Origin of the sequence: Metabacillus indicus (assembly GCF_046603695.1) — a bacterium.
Classification (GTDB): Bacteria; Bacillota; Bacilli; order Bacillales; family Bacillaceae; genus Bacillus_P; species Bacillus_P indicus.
This window is the reverse complement of sequence record NZ_CP176757.1, coordinates 1,404,908-1,419,122: the sequence shown is the minus strand read 5'-3', so window position 1 is coordinate 1,419,122 and position 14,215 is coordinate 1,404,908. Positions and strand designations below refer to the sequence as shown.

Genomic DNA, 14,215 nt, shown 5'->3' with positions numbered 1-14,215 from the left:
GGAGGATACACCATGTTTACTGCCCTATTCTCTTCTGTTGAATCCGGACTGATCTACGCCATCATGGCTCTTGGTGTGTATCTTTCCTTCAGGATTCTCGATTTTCCCGATCTCACCGTTGACGGCAGCTTTGTCACAGGTGCCGCGGTATGTGCTGCATTGATTGTAAATGGCGTTAACCCTTTTATCGCAACTCTGGCGGCCCTTGTCGCCGGATTTGTTGCAGGGTTCCTTACGGGAATTCTTCACACGAAAGGGAAAATCAATCCCCTGCTTTCGGGGATCCTGATGATGATTGCCTTATATTCGATAAATCTGCGGATCATGGGACAATCAAACGTCCCTTTGCTTCAGGAAAGCACGGTCTTTTCTGTTTTGCTTGATGGCTGGAATCAGCTTGGAATCGACGCATTTATACAGTCTGTATTTGTATCAGCAGGTCTTGAAGCATTTATCCCGAAAACATGGTCAGTTCTCGCAGCCATGTGCGCCATTATTGTGCTTATAAAGCTTTCACTCGATTATTTCCTGAAAACAGAAATCGGCATTGCCATCCGCGCTGTCGGTGATAATGAAAAAATGATCTCAAGCTTTTCAGCCAATACGGATCTTCTGAAAATTATCGGTCTCGGCATATCCAATGCACTTGTTGCCTTTTCTGGTGCTTTCATCGCTCAATTTTCAGGATTCAGCGATATTGGCATGGGAATCGGCATGATCATCATTGGTCTTGCATCTGTCATTATCGGGGAAGCCCTTGTCGGAACAAAAACAATCATCCGGGCAACTCTCGCTGTCATCATTGGAGCCATACTCTACCGCATTATTATTGCGCTTGCGCTTAGAGCAGACTTCCTTGAGACAGGCGATATGAAGATGATCACGGCAGCCATCGTCATCGCGGCCCTCGTCGTGCCGCAGCTGCTGGCAAAACAGAAAGAAAAAAGGAAAAAACTTCTCAGGAGAAAGGGAGATGTTCATATTGCTTGAGCTGAAGCAGATTGAAAAAGTGTTTAATGAAGGTTCTCCCGATGAGAAAAAAGCTTTGAACGGGCTTTCCCTTTCTCTTAAAAAAGGAGATTTCGTAACCGTAATCGGCAGCAATGGAGCAGGTAAATCCACCTTGCTGAACGTTATATCTGGCAGGCTTTTTCCTGATTACGGGGACGTGCTGATCGAAGAAAAATCGATGACAAACCTGCGCGAGCACAAGCGCGCCAAATACCTAGGCCGCGTTTTTCAGGATCCGATGGCCGGAACATCACCTGCGCTCACGATAGAAGAGAATCTCGCCATCGCTTATGCACGTGTCCATAAACGCACACTGAGACCCGGCGTTACAGCGAGGAGAAAAGCATTTTTCAAGGAAAAGCTGACGACGCTCGGCCTTGGACTCGAAGACAGACTCTCTGCAAAAGTCGGGCTTCTTTCAGGAGGCGAACGGCAGGCGCTTTCCCTTTTAATGGCCACGTTCACGAATCCGGGAATACTCTTGCTCGATGAGCATACAGCTGCACTTGATCCTTCCCGGGCCGACCTCATTACAAACCTGACAGAAAAGCTCGTTTCAGAAGGTCAGTTAACGACTCTGATGATTACCCACAATATGCAGCAGGCAGTCGACCTTGGCAATCGCCTTGTCATGATGGACGGCGGACGAATTATCTTTCAGGCAGAGGGAGATCAAAAGAAAAAACTGACTGTAGCCTCCCTGCTGAACGAATTTTCAAAAATAAAAGGCGGAAGCTCACTGTCAGACAAGGTCATGCTGAGTTAATAGAGGGTTATATTTCTCCGATTAGTGGTAAAGAAAGACAAATCACTAAAAGGAGATGGGTTGGATGAATCAGGAAAAACAAACATACTATATTGACGTGGCAAGCGGAGAAATCCTTCAGAATCCTGCAGAATCAAGTCCAAGCTTCAAACTGTATGCCACTCCGGCTGAGATTGATCAGCTGAAGTCCTATTACAGTGAGAACAGCTCGGCTGACTTTCAAACCTTTCAGCGCGCGCAGGTGCCATTCCGCGAATATCATCATGATGCTGAAAATAAAGCATATGACGATTCGATGAGAAAAATTTACGGGATGATTTATTTGCTTGGCGACGAAGAAGCCAAACGCCATATCGAAGAAAATGGCATCTTGAAAGATAATCATTCGGATAACCCGGAAAGCGTAGAAAATTTCAAGTAACCGCTTGATGTTACTCAACAATAAAAAAGATCCGCTGCACAGGCAGCGGATCTTTTTTCATTCTAAAGTCTTTCATACAGACATTTAATTTCTCCTTCTATTTCTTCTTTCCGGCTGTTAAGCAGGATCAGCTCATTTAGTTCACTTTGTTTATTCATATTCAGTTCAATCTCATACACCTCATGTTCAAGCTGTTCAATTTGGTTCAGTACGTCCTCAACATTTTCCCGCATTCTTATTTGCGGTTGTTTCGTTTTAAGAATTGAAGGCTGACTTTCTTTAATGCCTTTTGGAGACTGATTCATCACTGGCTCCATTTTTTCACGGGCCCAGGCATAGTTCCCATCAAAGGAGTAGAGCTTTTGCTGATGGATCCAGCATGTCTTTGTAAAAAGCTTGTTGAGGAAAAAACGGTCATGGGAAACGGCCAGGATTGTTCCCTCAAACTGCTCAATCGCATCTTCAAGCACCTCCCTGGAATCTATATCCAGATGATTTGTCGGCTCATCTAAAATAAGCACGTTCAAATCCTGCTGCATAAGCTTTGCAAGCTGAATTCTCATCCGTTCGCCGCCGCTTGTATGCTTCATTTTTTTAAAAACGGCTGGTCCGTAAAACATGAACCCTGCAAGAATGTGACGGGCTTCTTCCTCAGATACATGCACATCTTCCCTGAAAAAATCAATAATTGCAGCATCGGTGTCCTCAAGCGCAAACTGCTGGGAAAGGTAACCGACCTTTACACTGCTGCCAATTTTCACAGCCCCGCTTTCAGGTTCGACCTGGCCCATGATCATTTTCAGCAAAGTGGATTTGCCCGACCCATTCTCCCCGACTATAGCGGTTCTGTCTTTATACTGAATATCCAGTGAAATCTCTTCTAAAATCGTCCGATTTCCAAATGATTTTGAAGCGCCTTCAAGACACAATACTCTTTTTCCGCTTCTGTCCGTCTCTTCAAAGGACAAATTCATTTTTTTATGCTGCAGGACAGGCCGTTTCAGTTTCTCCATTCTCATGAGCGCGCGCTCCATATTTCTTGCCCGCTTATGAAGGCCCTCATTCGGGGGATTAGCCTGATTTGCCCACTCTTTCAATCTTTTAATCGCCTCTTTCATTTTTTTGATTTTTTTCTGCTGATCCTGATAGGCCTGAAATTCCGCCAGCAGCCTTTTCTGTTTCTGGGCGATAAAACCTGAATAATTAGTGTGGTAGACAGTCACTTCCCCGCCTTCAAGATCAAGGATTTTTCCAGCCGTCTCATCCAGAAACGCCCGGTCATGCGATATTACAACAACGGTACCTTTATATTCTTTGAGATAGCCCTCCAGCCATACTACAGCTGCAATATCCAAATGGTTGGTCGGTTCATCAAGCAGCAGAATATCCGGCTGCTTTAAAAGGATCATGCCAATTGAAACTTTCGTTTTTTCTCCTCCGCTTATGGCCTGGAACTCATTATTCAGGAGTTCCTGAAGCTTCAGTCCGCTGGCAACAGCCTGCACCTTCGCATCCATTTCGTAGCCCCCGAGCAATTCAAGTTGCTGCCTGCAGCTGCCGTAACGCTCCATCACCCGTTCTAGTAGATGGGGATCTTTTTCCTCAGCCATTCTCATCTCAAGTTCAGCTATCTCAGCTGACAGCTCTGTCAGTTCAGAGAACCCCTCTCTCAGCACATCTTCCACAGTCGTACCTTCAGGGAAAACAGGGATTTGCGCCAGATAGCCGATCTTTTTTCCTTTTTTAATAGCAATTGTGCCTTCGTCCGGCTGCTCAATTCCTGACAAACATTTAAAAATCGTCGTTTTCCCTGTACCATTTCTGCCTGTAAACCCAATCTTTTCGCCTTCGTTTATTTCAAAGCTCAGCTTTTCAAAAATCAGCTGGCTACCGTATGATTTTGTTAATCCCTGAACCGAACATATCGTCATTAGTAGGAACCCCTTTCAAATATAAAAAAAACCAGAATAAGCAGTTTCCTGCTTATCCTGGTTCTTCAGCGAGTTTATCTGAACGCGCCAAAACAAAAAACGGAGAGCTAATAAGCCCTCCGCATCACTTGTGGATAAGAGAATCTTCTTAACGTTTGAATGTGTTTATGCAGTTGCTGAAAAAGGACAGACGTATCCCGTCAGCAGCAATTGCATGAAAAATAGCACGACACAAATAAAGGTATGATAATTCTTTACCGTGCAGCACATTCAAACTGTTCATCTCTCATCCACCTCCGTTCCTTAAAGTACTACTATTATAACCTGCCGCTTTCAGAATTATCAATCCATTCTTCCAAATACATGTATTTTTGCCATGAGGATATTCTAATGGTGACTGAGGAGGAGGATTACATATGAAAAATACGAACTCGAAACTGCCCCGGTTTCCTGAACCTTACTGGAGAGACACGGCGAACCTTCCCGCTTTTTCCAAACTTTCAAAGCACATAACCGTTGATGCGGCAGTAGTAGGCGGGGGCATTACCGGCATCACTTCAGCCTACCTGCTTGCGAAAGAAGGACTTAAGGTTGCACTGATTGATTCTGATTGTCTGCTCAATGGCACGACCGGCCATACGACTGCTAAAGTTACCATTCAGCATGATCTTATTTATCACGAGCTGATTCAGCATGTTGGAACAGATGGCGCCAAACACTATTATGAAGCGAACCAGGCAGGACTTGATTTTATAAGAAACACCGTTGAAGAAAAAAACATTCCGTGTGATTTCAGCAATCAGGATGCCGTTCTATATGCAGTTTCAGATGAATCGCTGGACAAACTCCTTAAGGAAAAAGATGCTTATGATGCTATTGGCATTCCTTATGAGTTTATTGAAAAGCTCTCGTTGAATATAGACATTAAAGGCGCCCTGGTTGTAAAAAACCAGGCTCAGTTTCACCCGCTGAATTATTTGCACGCCCTTCTTGAAGAAATGCTGCAGTCTGGTGTACAGATTTATGAAAACACAGCGATAATTGACGTAAAAGGCACAAAAGAAGAGCCTGTTCTGCTTTCAAATGAAGGTTTTGAGGTCACTTGTGAACATGTCATTGCAGCGACTCATTTTCCTTTTTATGACGGAAACGGCTTTTATTTTGCCAGAATGTATGCTGATCGTTCATACGTCATCAGTGCAAAAACGTCAAAACCGTATCCCGGCGGCATGTATCTAAGTGTCGATGAACCTAAGCGTTCGCTAAGATCCGCATCCTCCAGCGGTCAGGATGTCGTCTTGATCGGAGGCGAAGGACATAAAGCAGGCCAGGAGAAAGATACCCACAAACTTTATGAAAAGCTCGAAGGTTTTGGAGAAGAGATTTTTGGCTTGGAGGAGATTACACACAGGTGGTCCGCACAGGACTTGTTTACATTGGATAAAATCCCGTACATCGGCCCCCTCACATCAAGCAATCCCAATATCTACGCAGCCACGGGGTTTCATAAATGGGGCATGACAAACGGCACGTTTGCTGCACATATGCTCAGGGATTTAATTGTGAAGAAAGAATCACGCTATTTTGACCTTTTCACTCCGAGCCGCTTTCACTCTGACCCTGGTGTAAAAGAATTTCTGAAAGCAAATGCCGATGTAGCAAAGCACCTAATAGCAGGTAAAATCAAGCGTCCATCAAAGACACCTGATGATCTTCATGCTGATGAAGGCTGTGCGGTGATGGTGAACGGGAAAAAAGCAGGGGGCTATAAAGACGAACATGGAGTGCTTCACCTTGTGGACATGACCTGCACCCATCTCGGCTGCGAAGTGGAATGGAACAGCGGAGACCGCTCTTGGGACTGCCCGTGTCACGGGTCGAGGTTTTCTTATAAGGGTGATGTGATAGAAGGGCCGGCTGATAAGCCGCTGAAAATGATAAAGGAAGAGTAAGTTTTGCAGGGGGGAGACCTTGGGGCTTTACTTACCCTCCATTAACGTTTTTACCGGTTTACTGGGTACGATTCTGCCTTTTGCTTACCCTCCATCAACGTTTTTACCGGTTCGCGGGGTACGATTCTGCCTTTTGCTTACCCTCCATTAACGTTTTTACCGGGTTGCTGGGTACGATTCGGGCGCTTACTTACCCTCCAATAGCGTTTTTACCGGGTTGCTGGGTACGATTCTGCCTTTTGCTTACCCTCCATTAACGTTTTTACCGGGTTGCTGGGTACGATTCTGCCTTTTGCTTACCCTCCATTAACGTTTTTACCGGTTCGCGGGGTACGATTCTGCCTTTTGCTTACCCTCCCAGATCGTTTTACGGTTTCCGAGGGTACGATTCCAGCATTTGCTTACCCTCCCAGATCGTTTTACGGTTTTCGAGGGTACGATTCCAGCATTTGCTTACCCTCCCAGATCGTTTTACGGTTTCCGAGGGTACGATCCCAGAGCTTGCTTACCCTCCCAGATCGTTTTACGGTTTCCGAGGGTAGGATTCACACGCTTGCCGTGTTTTAATTGTGCAGACAAAAAAAGACTCCTTAACAGGAGTCTTTTTCAGTCATTACTTTTGAACGTTAGCAGCTTGTGGTCCACGAGCGCCTTCAACGATTTCGAAAGTAACTTCTTGGCCTTCTTCTAGAGATTTGAAGCCTTCGCCTTGAATAGCAGAGAAATGTACGAATACGTCTTCTTGACCTTCTGCTTCGATGAAACCGAAACCTTTTTCTGCGTTAAACCATTTAACTTTACCTTGTAACATGTGTGTATCCTCCTCGTGCGCCAAGCGCACAATTGTATTACTATCCCTGCTCTAAATAATATTCTTCAAGACGAGTGCCTTTTTAATCATATTACGAACAAAAATAAGTAACTTCATTATAACAAAAGCCTAAAGGACCCGCAACCGTTTCTAAGATCTTTTTAAAGTAGGAATCTACTTGTCTGTGTGCATATTATGGCAGAACACGCGCAGCGTTCTTCCACGACATGAGCCTGCCTCTCAATTGTGACACTTTTCTTACAATTGACCTCTTTTTCTACTATTTGTTCCCTGCTCATATTAAGATATAAGTTCCTATGAACCTATAATCTTACCAGATGGCAGGTGTTACACATTTTATATTACAGAACCCTGAAACTTCACGAGAAAAAGCCGTGGGTTACCTTTATACATGGTGCAGGCGGAAGCTCGTCAATTTGGTACAAGCAAATAAGGGAATTTAAAAAACATTTTAACATCTTGCTCATTGATCTGCGCGGACATGGAAGATCCGCAAAGGGGATGTGGAAAGAGGGCGATGATTTTTCAGACATTGCTGAAGAAGTTATCGATGTTCATGACCGGCTGAAAATATCCTCTTCTCATTTTGTCGGGATTTCACTTGGCACGATTGTTATTCAAACCATCGCGAAGATCAGGCCAAGGCTTCTTTCTTCCATGGTTCTCGGCGGGGCCATCACAAAACTGAACGTCTTTACGAGAATGCTGCTTGTTGTTGGCAACCTCGGCAAAAGAATTCTCCCGTATATGTGGCTTTACTCTTTGTTTGCCTGGATCATAATGCCCTATGCAACTCATAAAGAATCCCGCACGATGTTCATCAGCCAGGCAAAGAAGATGTGCCAAAAAGAGTTTATTCAATGGTTTTCACTGACGCGTTTCGTGAATCCGTACTTGATAGAGCTTCAAAAAGACTTCCACAAAATTCCTGTCCTGTTTTTAATGGGAGAACAAGACCATTTATTTTTAAAGCCGGTAAAAGAGATTGCCTCGGAAAACAAGGATGTACAGGCCGTGTACATAGCTGATTCAGGTCACGTCTGCAATATTGATCAGCCTGACAGATTCAATCATCATGCTGTCTCATTTATAGTAAAGACAGAAGCAGACCGTTTTTCTGTCCGCATAAAAAATGCCTGAATCAGGAGATGATTCAGGCATTCTTCTTTATTTCAGTTTTTTCAGCTCATTGGATACAAACTCAACGTCTGTTCCGACGATCACCTGTACATCTGTTTTCGTCAGCTTGATTACGCCTCTTGCACCAGCTTGCTTGAGTGCTTTTTCATCAATTGCACCTGCGTCCTTCACTTTAAGGCGAAGGCGCGTCACACAGTTATCAATCTCTGTCAGATTGTCGCTGCCGCCAAGACCGGCCATATATTTTGCTGCCATTGCAGCATATTTGTCTCCGCCCGCAGCAGGTTCGCTGATTGCTTCCTCATCTGTCTCATCCTCGCGGCCAGGCGTTTTCAGATCAAGCTTCTTGATCAGGAAGTAGAACAGGAAGAAATAGATTGCAGCATACACAGCTCCCATGACAAGGAGCAGCCATGCATTTTTCGCAGCCGGAGCGTTAAAGTTCAATACATAATCAATGGCTCCAGCAGAGAATGTAAAGCCAAGGTGAATATCAAGCAGCTGTGCTATTGCCATCGACGCACCGGTTAAGACAGCGTGGATAACATACAGCAATGGCGATAAGAACATGAACATAAACTCGATCGGTTCTGTAATACCTGTTAAAAATGATGTAAACGCAACACCGATCAGCAAACCTGATACAGCTTTGCGGCGCTCTTTTTTAGCAGCCATAATCATGGCAGCTGCAGCTGCAGGAAGGCCGAACATCATGATCGGGAACATGCCTGACATGAAAAATCCTGCACTTGGATCACCGGCGAAGAATCGGTTAAGATCACCTGTCGCTCCGTTATATTCGCCGAATACAAACCATACCAAACTATTAATAAACTGATGAAGTCCTACTGGAATTAAGATTCGGTTTAAGAATCCATAGATGGCTACACCTGCGGCACCAGCCTCAGTCAGCCAGACACCCACGTTGTTGATCCCTTCCTGCACAGGACCCCAAAGATAGCCGAATGCAAGAGAGAGAATAAGCATAACGGCAGCCGTAATGATGGGAACAAACCTGCGCCCCCCAAAGAATGCGAGCCATTCAGGCAATTTTATCTCTGAAAAACGGTTATATAAGAGACCGGCTATAATACCGGCTATAATCCCCCCAAGAACGGACAGCTTAATATCCGGATTGATGACTTCAATCCCTTTCGTTAAAACCAGGTAGCCAATTGTACCTGCAAGCGCAGCAGAACCATGCCCATCCTTCGATAAGCCGATTGCAACCCCAATGGCAAAGATAAGAGCCAAATTTGCAAAAATGAAATCGCCTGTCTGCGCCAATAACGGAATGCCGAGCAGGTCATCCTGTCCAAGGCGCAGCATAAGCCCGGCAGCCGGAAGTACGGCGATCGGCAGCTGCAGTGATTTACCTATTTTCTGTAAAAACCCCAACATAATAATTCCCCCTTACTTGTTTTTATTATCGAAAAAGCGATGAATCGCTTGTTTCAATCTCCCTTGAGCCTCATGAATATAGAGGCCTGCTTCTTCCCGTGATGCATGTGTGACTGTCATGAAAATGGCTTCTTTAAGATTGTACTGCGTTTTTTCCATGGTTAGTCCTGCTGTTTCCTCATCAATGCCCGTCGTTTCCGCCAAAATCAACTCTGCCCGCTTTTTCAGTTTGCGGTTGATCAGTTTCATGTCGGCCATCTCGTTTTCGTATACTTTCCCAAGCTGAATCATGACGCTTGTTGAGATCATGTTCAGAGCGATTTTTTGAGAAGTCCCCGCTTTTAGTCTTGTTGACCCTCTGATGACTTCAGGTCCAGTTGTAAGTTCTATGGCAACATCAGCTATCTTGGATATGACAGAATGTTCATTGTTGCTGATCGATATTGCACAGGCACCCGCCTGTTTCGCATAGTCAAGGCCGCTTACAGCAAACGGAGTTGAACCGCTGGCTGTGATGCCGATGACACAGTCCTGCTCAGCCAGTGAATGGGATTTCAATTCCTCCCTGATGGCGTGTTCATCGTCTTCAGTCTCCTCAAGCGGCATCCACATCGCTTCATTTCCTCCTGATACAATGGCCGTCCATCTGTCTTCCTCTACAGAAAAAGTCGGTCCGAGCTCCACTGCATCAAGCATGCCCACTCTTCCGCTGGTTCCTGCTCCAATGACAAACACTCTTCCGCCTTTGTTCCATCGCGCTACAATTTCATCGGCTGCTTCAGCAATTTTGGGAAGTGCTTTCTCCACAGCGGCAGAAATTGCCGTGTCCTCCTGGTGCATAAGTTTAACCATCTCATAGGAAGTCATTTCATCAATGGCAGACGTTCGGATGTTTTTTTCTTCTGTTGCGCGTTTATTCATGAGAATCGCTCCATATCAATGGTGAATTTATAGCGGTCAGCCCGGTAAACAGATTTAACGACTTCAAGGGGTTTATTTGATTCAAGCGTGCTTCTCCGCTCGATCATCAGGACCGGGGCACCTTCTTCGACCTGGAGCATTTCCGCTTCTGTCCTTCTGGCAATAGAGGCCTCAAGAACTTGGCGTCCATGCTGAATCTTCAGTCCCAGTTTATTTTCCACGTACTCATAGATAGAAGATTGAGCGATTTCTTCGGTCAGATCGGGTGCCACTTCTTTTGAAATGTACAGCATTTCATAGGCCATCGGCAGCTGGTCTGCAAGCCGGATCCGTTTTAATTCAAAAAGGGATGTTCCCGCTTCCACCTCAAGCTTGGAAGCAAGGTCATGACTTGCAGGCACTACCTTGAAGCTGATGACCCGCGTACTTGGTTCAAGGCCCCGCGACCTCATATCCTCAGAAAAACTGGTCAGCCCCTGAAGCGGCTGTTCAATTTTCTGGTGGGCGACAAACGTTCCCTTCCCTCTCTGTCTGTAAAGAAAGCCATCATTTACAAGGTTAGAAAGAGCTTGTCTGACAGTCATTCTGCTGATTCCGTACTTTTCCGCGTATTCTCTCTCAGATGGAATCATCCGGCCTGGTGTCAGCTCCTGATTTTGAATTGCTTCTTTGATGGCTTCTTCGAGCTGATAGTAGATTGGCAGGGGTGAGTTCTTTTGAATCATCTTGCAAACATCTTCCTTTCATCCGGCTGAAGCTTTGACAGGGCTTCCCGGTCTGCAATAATCACTGCATTCGGGTGGTTTCTAAGGACAGTCGCCGGAATATCTTCAGATACATCCGCATGAAAAAGATCATTTAATATAGCTGCTTTTTGAACACCTGATGCAAGAAGAAGAATTTTTTTGCTTCTCATGATTGAAGCGATTCCCATGGTAACCGCATGTTTCGGTACATCTTCGATTCTGTCGAAATACCTTGCATTCGCTTCGCGGGTCGATTGTGCAAGCTTCACAAGATGGGTGTTTGAATCAAATGAGCTGCCCGGTTCATTAAATCCAATGTGCCCGTTCTGACCTATTCCCAGAAGCTGCAGGTCAATGCCGCCGCTTTCGCTGATCAGCCTGTCGTAATCCCCGCACTCTTTCTCTAAGTCGGATGCTTCTCCGTCAGGAAGATGTGTATTGGCAGCAGAGACATTGACGCTGTCAAAAAAATGCTTCTTCATGTACGTATGATAGCTGTTTTCATCATCTTTATGGAGACCTGCATACTCATCCAGATTAAAAGTTCTAACTTCAGAGTAGTCTGTTCCGTTATCCTGATGGTCAAGGATCAGCTGCTGATAGGTGCCTAAAACCGTTCCTCCCGTTGCAAGCCCAAGCACTGAGTCTTTTTTGGACCGGACCTGCTCTGAGATTATTCTTGAAGCAAGTATGCTCATTTCCTTGTAATCCTTCGCTTCAATCAGCTTCATTTGTCAGCACTCCCTGTAAAAGATATCGTTCCTCTGCAGATCGTCATCATCACATTTAACTCGTCATCGAGCACGGCAATGTCTGCATCTTTTCCCTTCTCAAGGCTCCCTTTTCTGTCGTAGACCCCAATTTGTTTAGCAGGATTAACAGATGACATCGTGACAGCATCCAAAAGAGAGCATCCCGTGAATGACATCATGTTGACCGCTGCATCTCTAAATGTAAGAATACTTCCCGCCAGTGTTCCATCGGCGAGTGTCGCCCGCTCCCCGTCAACTGTTACTTCCTGTCCGCCAAGATCGTATGTGCCTGGACCGAGCCCTTTAGCACGCATGGCATCTGTTATGAGAATGGCCCTTTCACTGCCTTTCATTCTATAAGCAAACTTGACCATTTCAGGTGCAATATGAATGCCGTCCACAATCATTTCCGTCATCACTTCATCCTTCATCAGAACAGCGCCGGCAGTGCCTGCATCGCGATGATGAATGCCTCTCATCCCGTTGAAAAGATGTGTTGCATGATGAACTCCGCTTGCAACCGCCGTCTCCACTTCCTGATAAACAGCATCACTGTGGCCGATTGACGGGACGATTGACAAACTCTTTAAATGGCTCGCAAGCTCATACCCGCCTTCGCGTTCCGCTGCCAGTGTCACAAGTTTGATACTTCCGCCTGACTCTTCATGCCACCTGTCAAAAAGTTCAACTGAGGGTTCAATAATATTTCCGGGTGCCTGAGCTCCTGCGCGTTTCGGATTTAAAAATGGACCTTCAAGGTGAATGCCAAGGATCTCTGCACCGGTTTGATTTTTTTCTTTTAAGTATCCGGCTGTATTAACAAGCGCTTTAGAAATTTGTTCTTTACTTGAAGTCATTGTAGTTGCCAGAAAACTTGTTGTTCCTTCAAATGGAAGCTTTGAAGTCATTGTTTGCAGCGCTTCTTCAGTAGCATCCATCACATCCGCGCCATGTGCGCCGTGGATGTGGAGATCAATAAACCCCGGCACGGCCTTTGCAGCGTGCTTTAAATCAATTACGCGCTCAAATCCGCTCTGCTCCTGATAATCCTCCATCATCCCGACTTCTTTTATTTTTTCATCTTCTATTAAAACGTACCCACTCTCAATAATGGATTCGCCAGTATAAATTTCAGCGTTCAATAAGCATATTTGTGCCATCATTACAGCTCCTTGCATCCGTTTTCACACATACTATAACATCTATTCAACTAGTTGTCTATACCAGTTTATATTTCATTCATTTCTCTTAACTTACCCTGGCCTCCTTACACGCATCCGCCCTAGTCCAACTTCCGTTAAAAGAAACTTAGAACGACATTTGTCCGTCATAACTTCAGGAAAAATATGCTAAAATAAGTGAGAGGAGGTCTGTCATGAAGTTTAAAGTAAAGCGAAACCCAATTCTTGTATGTATTATCGTTTTTTTGATTGTTTTCCCGTTTTTTCTCCTGTATCAGGGTGAACCTGCGGCTCCTCTTATTTTTCCTTTTTTAATTGCAGCCTTTCTTGCACATGCTCTTTTTAACTCCTATTTTGTCATTGCAGATCAGAAACTGAAAATTGTATTCGGACTCATCAGAAAAGAAATTTTTATTAGAGACATGAAAGAAGTGCACTATTCAATGAATCCACTATCTTCACCGGCCTGGACATTCAAGCGCCTGAAAATTGTGTACACAGGTTCTTTTACATCCAGCCGCCCTGCCTATTCAAAATTTGCGCTTGTTTCGCTGCCAAAAGATGAAAAACGTTTCTTCAGGGAGCTGACGATGATTAATCCGGGTATTTCCACTCCAATATAAAGCATCCCTTTTCACTTTCAGGTTTTAGATAAAGGAAAGGAAGGAATACATACACTATCACGTTTAAAGGAGATGTATGTATGAATAAGCAGACACTGAACAAAGAAGTTCTGGACGTTCTTGAGAAACACAAAGTCGGCACATTGTCCACCGTCGTGGACGATAAACCCCACTCCCGCTATATGACCTTTTCCAATGATGAACTCATGCTCTATACCCCGACTAATGTTCACACGCACAAAGCAGATGAAATTGAAAAAAATCCGAACGTACATATCCTGCTTGGCTATGAAGGTGAGGGATATGGTGATTCCTATGTAGAGTTTGAAGGAACAGCGGAAATCAGCACAGACCAGGAACTGAAAGACCGTATCTGGAATGAGCATATGAAAAATTGGTTCAAGGGTCCTGATGACCCGGACTATATTGTTCTTGCCATTAAACCGAACAAGATCCGCCTGATGAACAGCGGACAGAAAACACCTCAGACACTGGATGTCTGATCCGCTTATGCCAATTCCTTGTTTTCACCCGGCCA

The 14,215-nt window shown here is 44.9% G+C and carries 15 protein-coding genes; 7 read left to right on the top strand and 8 right to left on the bottom strand.

Features of this window, described 5'->3' with window-relative positions:
- The first annotated feature begins 12 nt into the window (after positions 1-12).
- The 3 genes from ACK1LH_RS07035 (at position 13) to ACK1LH_RS07025 (ending at position 2,198) form a co-directional block, all read left to right on the top strand.
- Positions 13-990: an ABC transporter permease gene (locus ACK1LH_RS07035; protein ID WP_411334857.1), complete on the top strand. Its 978-nt coding sequence runs from the start codon at positions 13-15 to the stop codon at positions 988-990.
- Positions 983-1,777 (top strand): ABC transporter ATP-binding protein, encoded by a 795-nt coding sequence (locus tag ACK1LH_RS07030; RefSeq protein WP_411335077.1) that lies wholly within the window; start codon positions 983-985, stop codon positions 1,775-1,777. The genes ACK1LH_RS07035 and ACK1LH_RS07030 overlap by 8 nt, the downstream gene beginning before the upstream one ends.
- Positions 1,778-1,841: 64 nt before the next feature.
- On the top strand, positions 1,842-2,198 hold the full coding sequence (locus ACK1LH_RS07025; protein WP_051865114.1) for a hypothetical protein: 357 nt from the start codon (positions 1,842-1,844) through the stop codon (positions 2,196-2,198).
- 62 nt (positions 2,199-2,260) lie between these two features.
- On the opposite strand, the gene abc-f is transcribed toward ACK1LH_RS07025, so the two are convergent.
- Positions 2,261-4,129 carry a ribosomal protection-like ABC-F family protein gene (abc-f, locus tag ACK1LH_RS07020; protein WP_411334856.1) on the bottom strand — a complete coding sequence of 623 codons (1,869 nt, stop codon included), beginning with the start codon at positions 4,127-4,129 and terminating at the stop codon, positions 2,261-2,263.
- Between the two features lie 148 nt (positions 4,130-4,277).
- Complete coding sequence (locus ACK1LH_RS07015) at positions 4,278-4,412, bottom strand: RAxF-45 family protein (protein WP_282033294.1); 135 nt, start codon at positions 4,410-4,412, stop codon at positions 4,278-4,280.
- A gap of 133 nt (positions 4,413-4,545) precedes the next feature.
- Between ACK1LH_RS07015 and ACK1LH_RS07010 the strand changes: the two genes are divergently transcribed.
- Positions 4,546-6,081: an FAD-dependent oxidoreductase gene (locus tag ACK1LH_RS07010; protein ID WP_411334855.1), complete on the top strand. Its 1,536-nt coding sequence runs from the start codon at positions 4,546-4,548 to the stop codon at positions 6,079-6,081.
- Between the two features lie 613 nt (positions 6,082-6,694).
- On the opposite strand, the gene ACK1LH_RS07005 is transcribed toward ACK1LH_RS07010, so the two are convergent.
- The gene (locus tag ACK1LH_RS07005; RefSeq protein WP_029281940.1) at positions 6,695-6,892 is read right to left on the bottom strand and encodes a cold-shock protein; all 198 of its coding nucleotides are present in this window, start codon (positions 6,890-6,892) and stop codon (positions 6,695-6,697) included.
- Between the two features lie 345 nt (positions 6,893-7,237).
- Between ACK1LH_RS07005 and ACK1LH_RS07000 the strand changes: the two genes are divergently transcribed.
- Positions 7,238-8,053 (top strand): alpha/beta hydrolase, encoded by an 816-nt coding sequence (locus ACK1LH_RS07000; protein ID WP_324606977.1) that lies wholly within the window; start codon positions 7,238-7,240, stop codon positions 8,051-8,053.
- Between the two features lie 27 nt (positions 8,054-8,080).
- Here ACK1LH_RS07000 and nagE read toward each other — a convergent pair whose 3' ends face one another.
- Genes nagE through nagA form a run of 5 tightly spaced genes read right to left on the bottom strand, consistent with a single transcriptional unit; the run spans position 8,081 to position 13,033 of the window.
- Positions 8,081-9,454 (bottom strand): N-acetylglucosamine-specific PTS transporter subunit IIBC, encoded by a 1,374-nt coding sequence (nagE, locus tag ACK1LH_RS06995; protein WP_029281944.1) that lies wholly within the window; start codon positions 9,452-9,454, stop codon positions 8,081-8,083.
- A 12-nt stretch (positions 9,455-9,466) separates the two neighbouring features.
- Positions 9,467-10,375 carry an N-acetylmuramic acid 6-phosphate etherase gene (gene murQ / locus ACK1LH_RS06990; RefSeq protein WP_029565385.1) on the bottom strand — a complete coding sequence of 303 codons (909 nt, stop codon included), beginning with the start codon at positions 10,373-10,375 and terminating at the stop codon, positions 9,467-9,469.
- Complete coding sequence (locus ACK1LH_RS06985; RefSeq protein ID WP_029565384.1) at positions 10,372-11,100, bottom strand: GntR family transcriptional regulator; 729 nt, start codon at positions 11,098-11,100, stop codon at positions 10,372-10,374. The genes murQ and ACK1LH_RS06985 overlap by 4 nt, the downstream gene beginning before the upstream one ends.
- Positions 11,097-11,852, bottom strand: coding sequence for a glucosamine-6-phosphate deaminase (gene nagB / locus ACK1LH_RS06980; RefSeq protein ID WP_029565383.1), 756 nt, complete (start codon positions 11,850-11,852; stop codon positions 11,097-11,099). The genes ACK1LH_RS06985 and nagB overlap by 4 nt, the downstream gene beginning before the upstream one ends.
- Positions 11,849-13,033: an N-acetylglucosamine-6-phosphate deacetylase gene (gene nagA, locus ACK1LH_RS06975; protein ID WP_029281952.1), complete on the bottom strand. Its 1,185-nt coding sequence runs from the start codon at positions 13,031-13,033 to the stop codon at positions 11,849-11,851. The genes nagB and nagA overlap by 4 nt, the downstream gene beginning before the upstream one ends.
- A 215-nt stretch (positions 13,034-13,248) precedes the next feature.
- Between nagA and ACK1LH_RS06970 the strand changes: the two genes are divergently transcribed.
- Both ACK1LH_RS06970 and ACK1LH_RS06965 read left to right on the top strand, forming a co-directional pair.
- Entirely contained in the window at positions 13,249-13,677 is a 429-nt protein-coding gene (locus ACK1LH_RS06970) for a PH domain-containing protein (protein WP_029565382.1), read from the top strand.
- 80 nt (positions 13,678-13,757) lie between these two features.
- A complete protein-coding gene (locus tag ACK1LH_RS06965) occupies positions 13,758-14,180 on the top strand; it encodes a pyridoxamine 5'-phosphate oxidase family protein (protein WP_029281955.1) in 423 nt (140 codons plus the stop codon).
- Positions 14,181-14,215 lie beyond the last annotated feature (35 nt).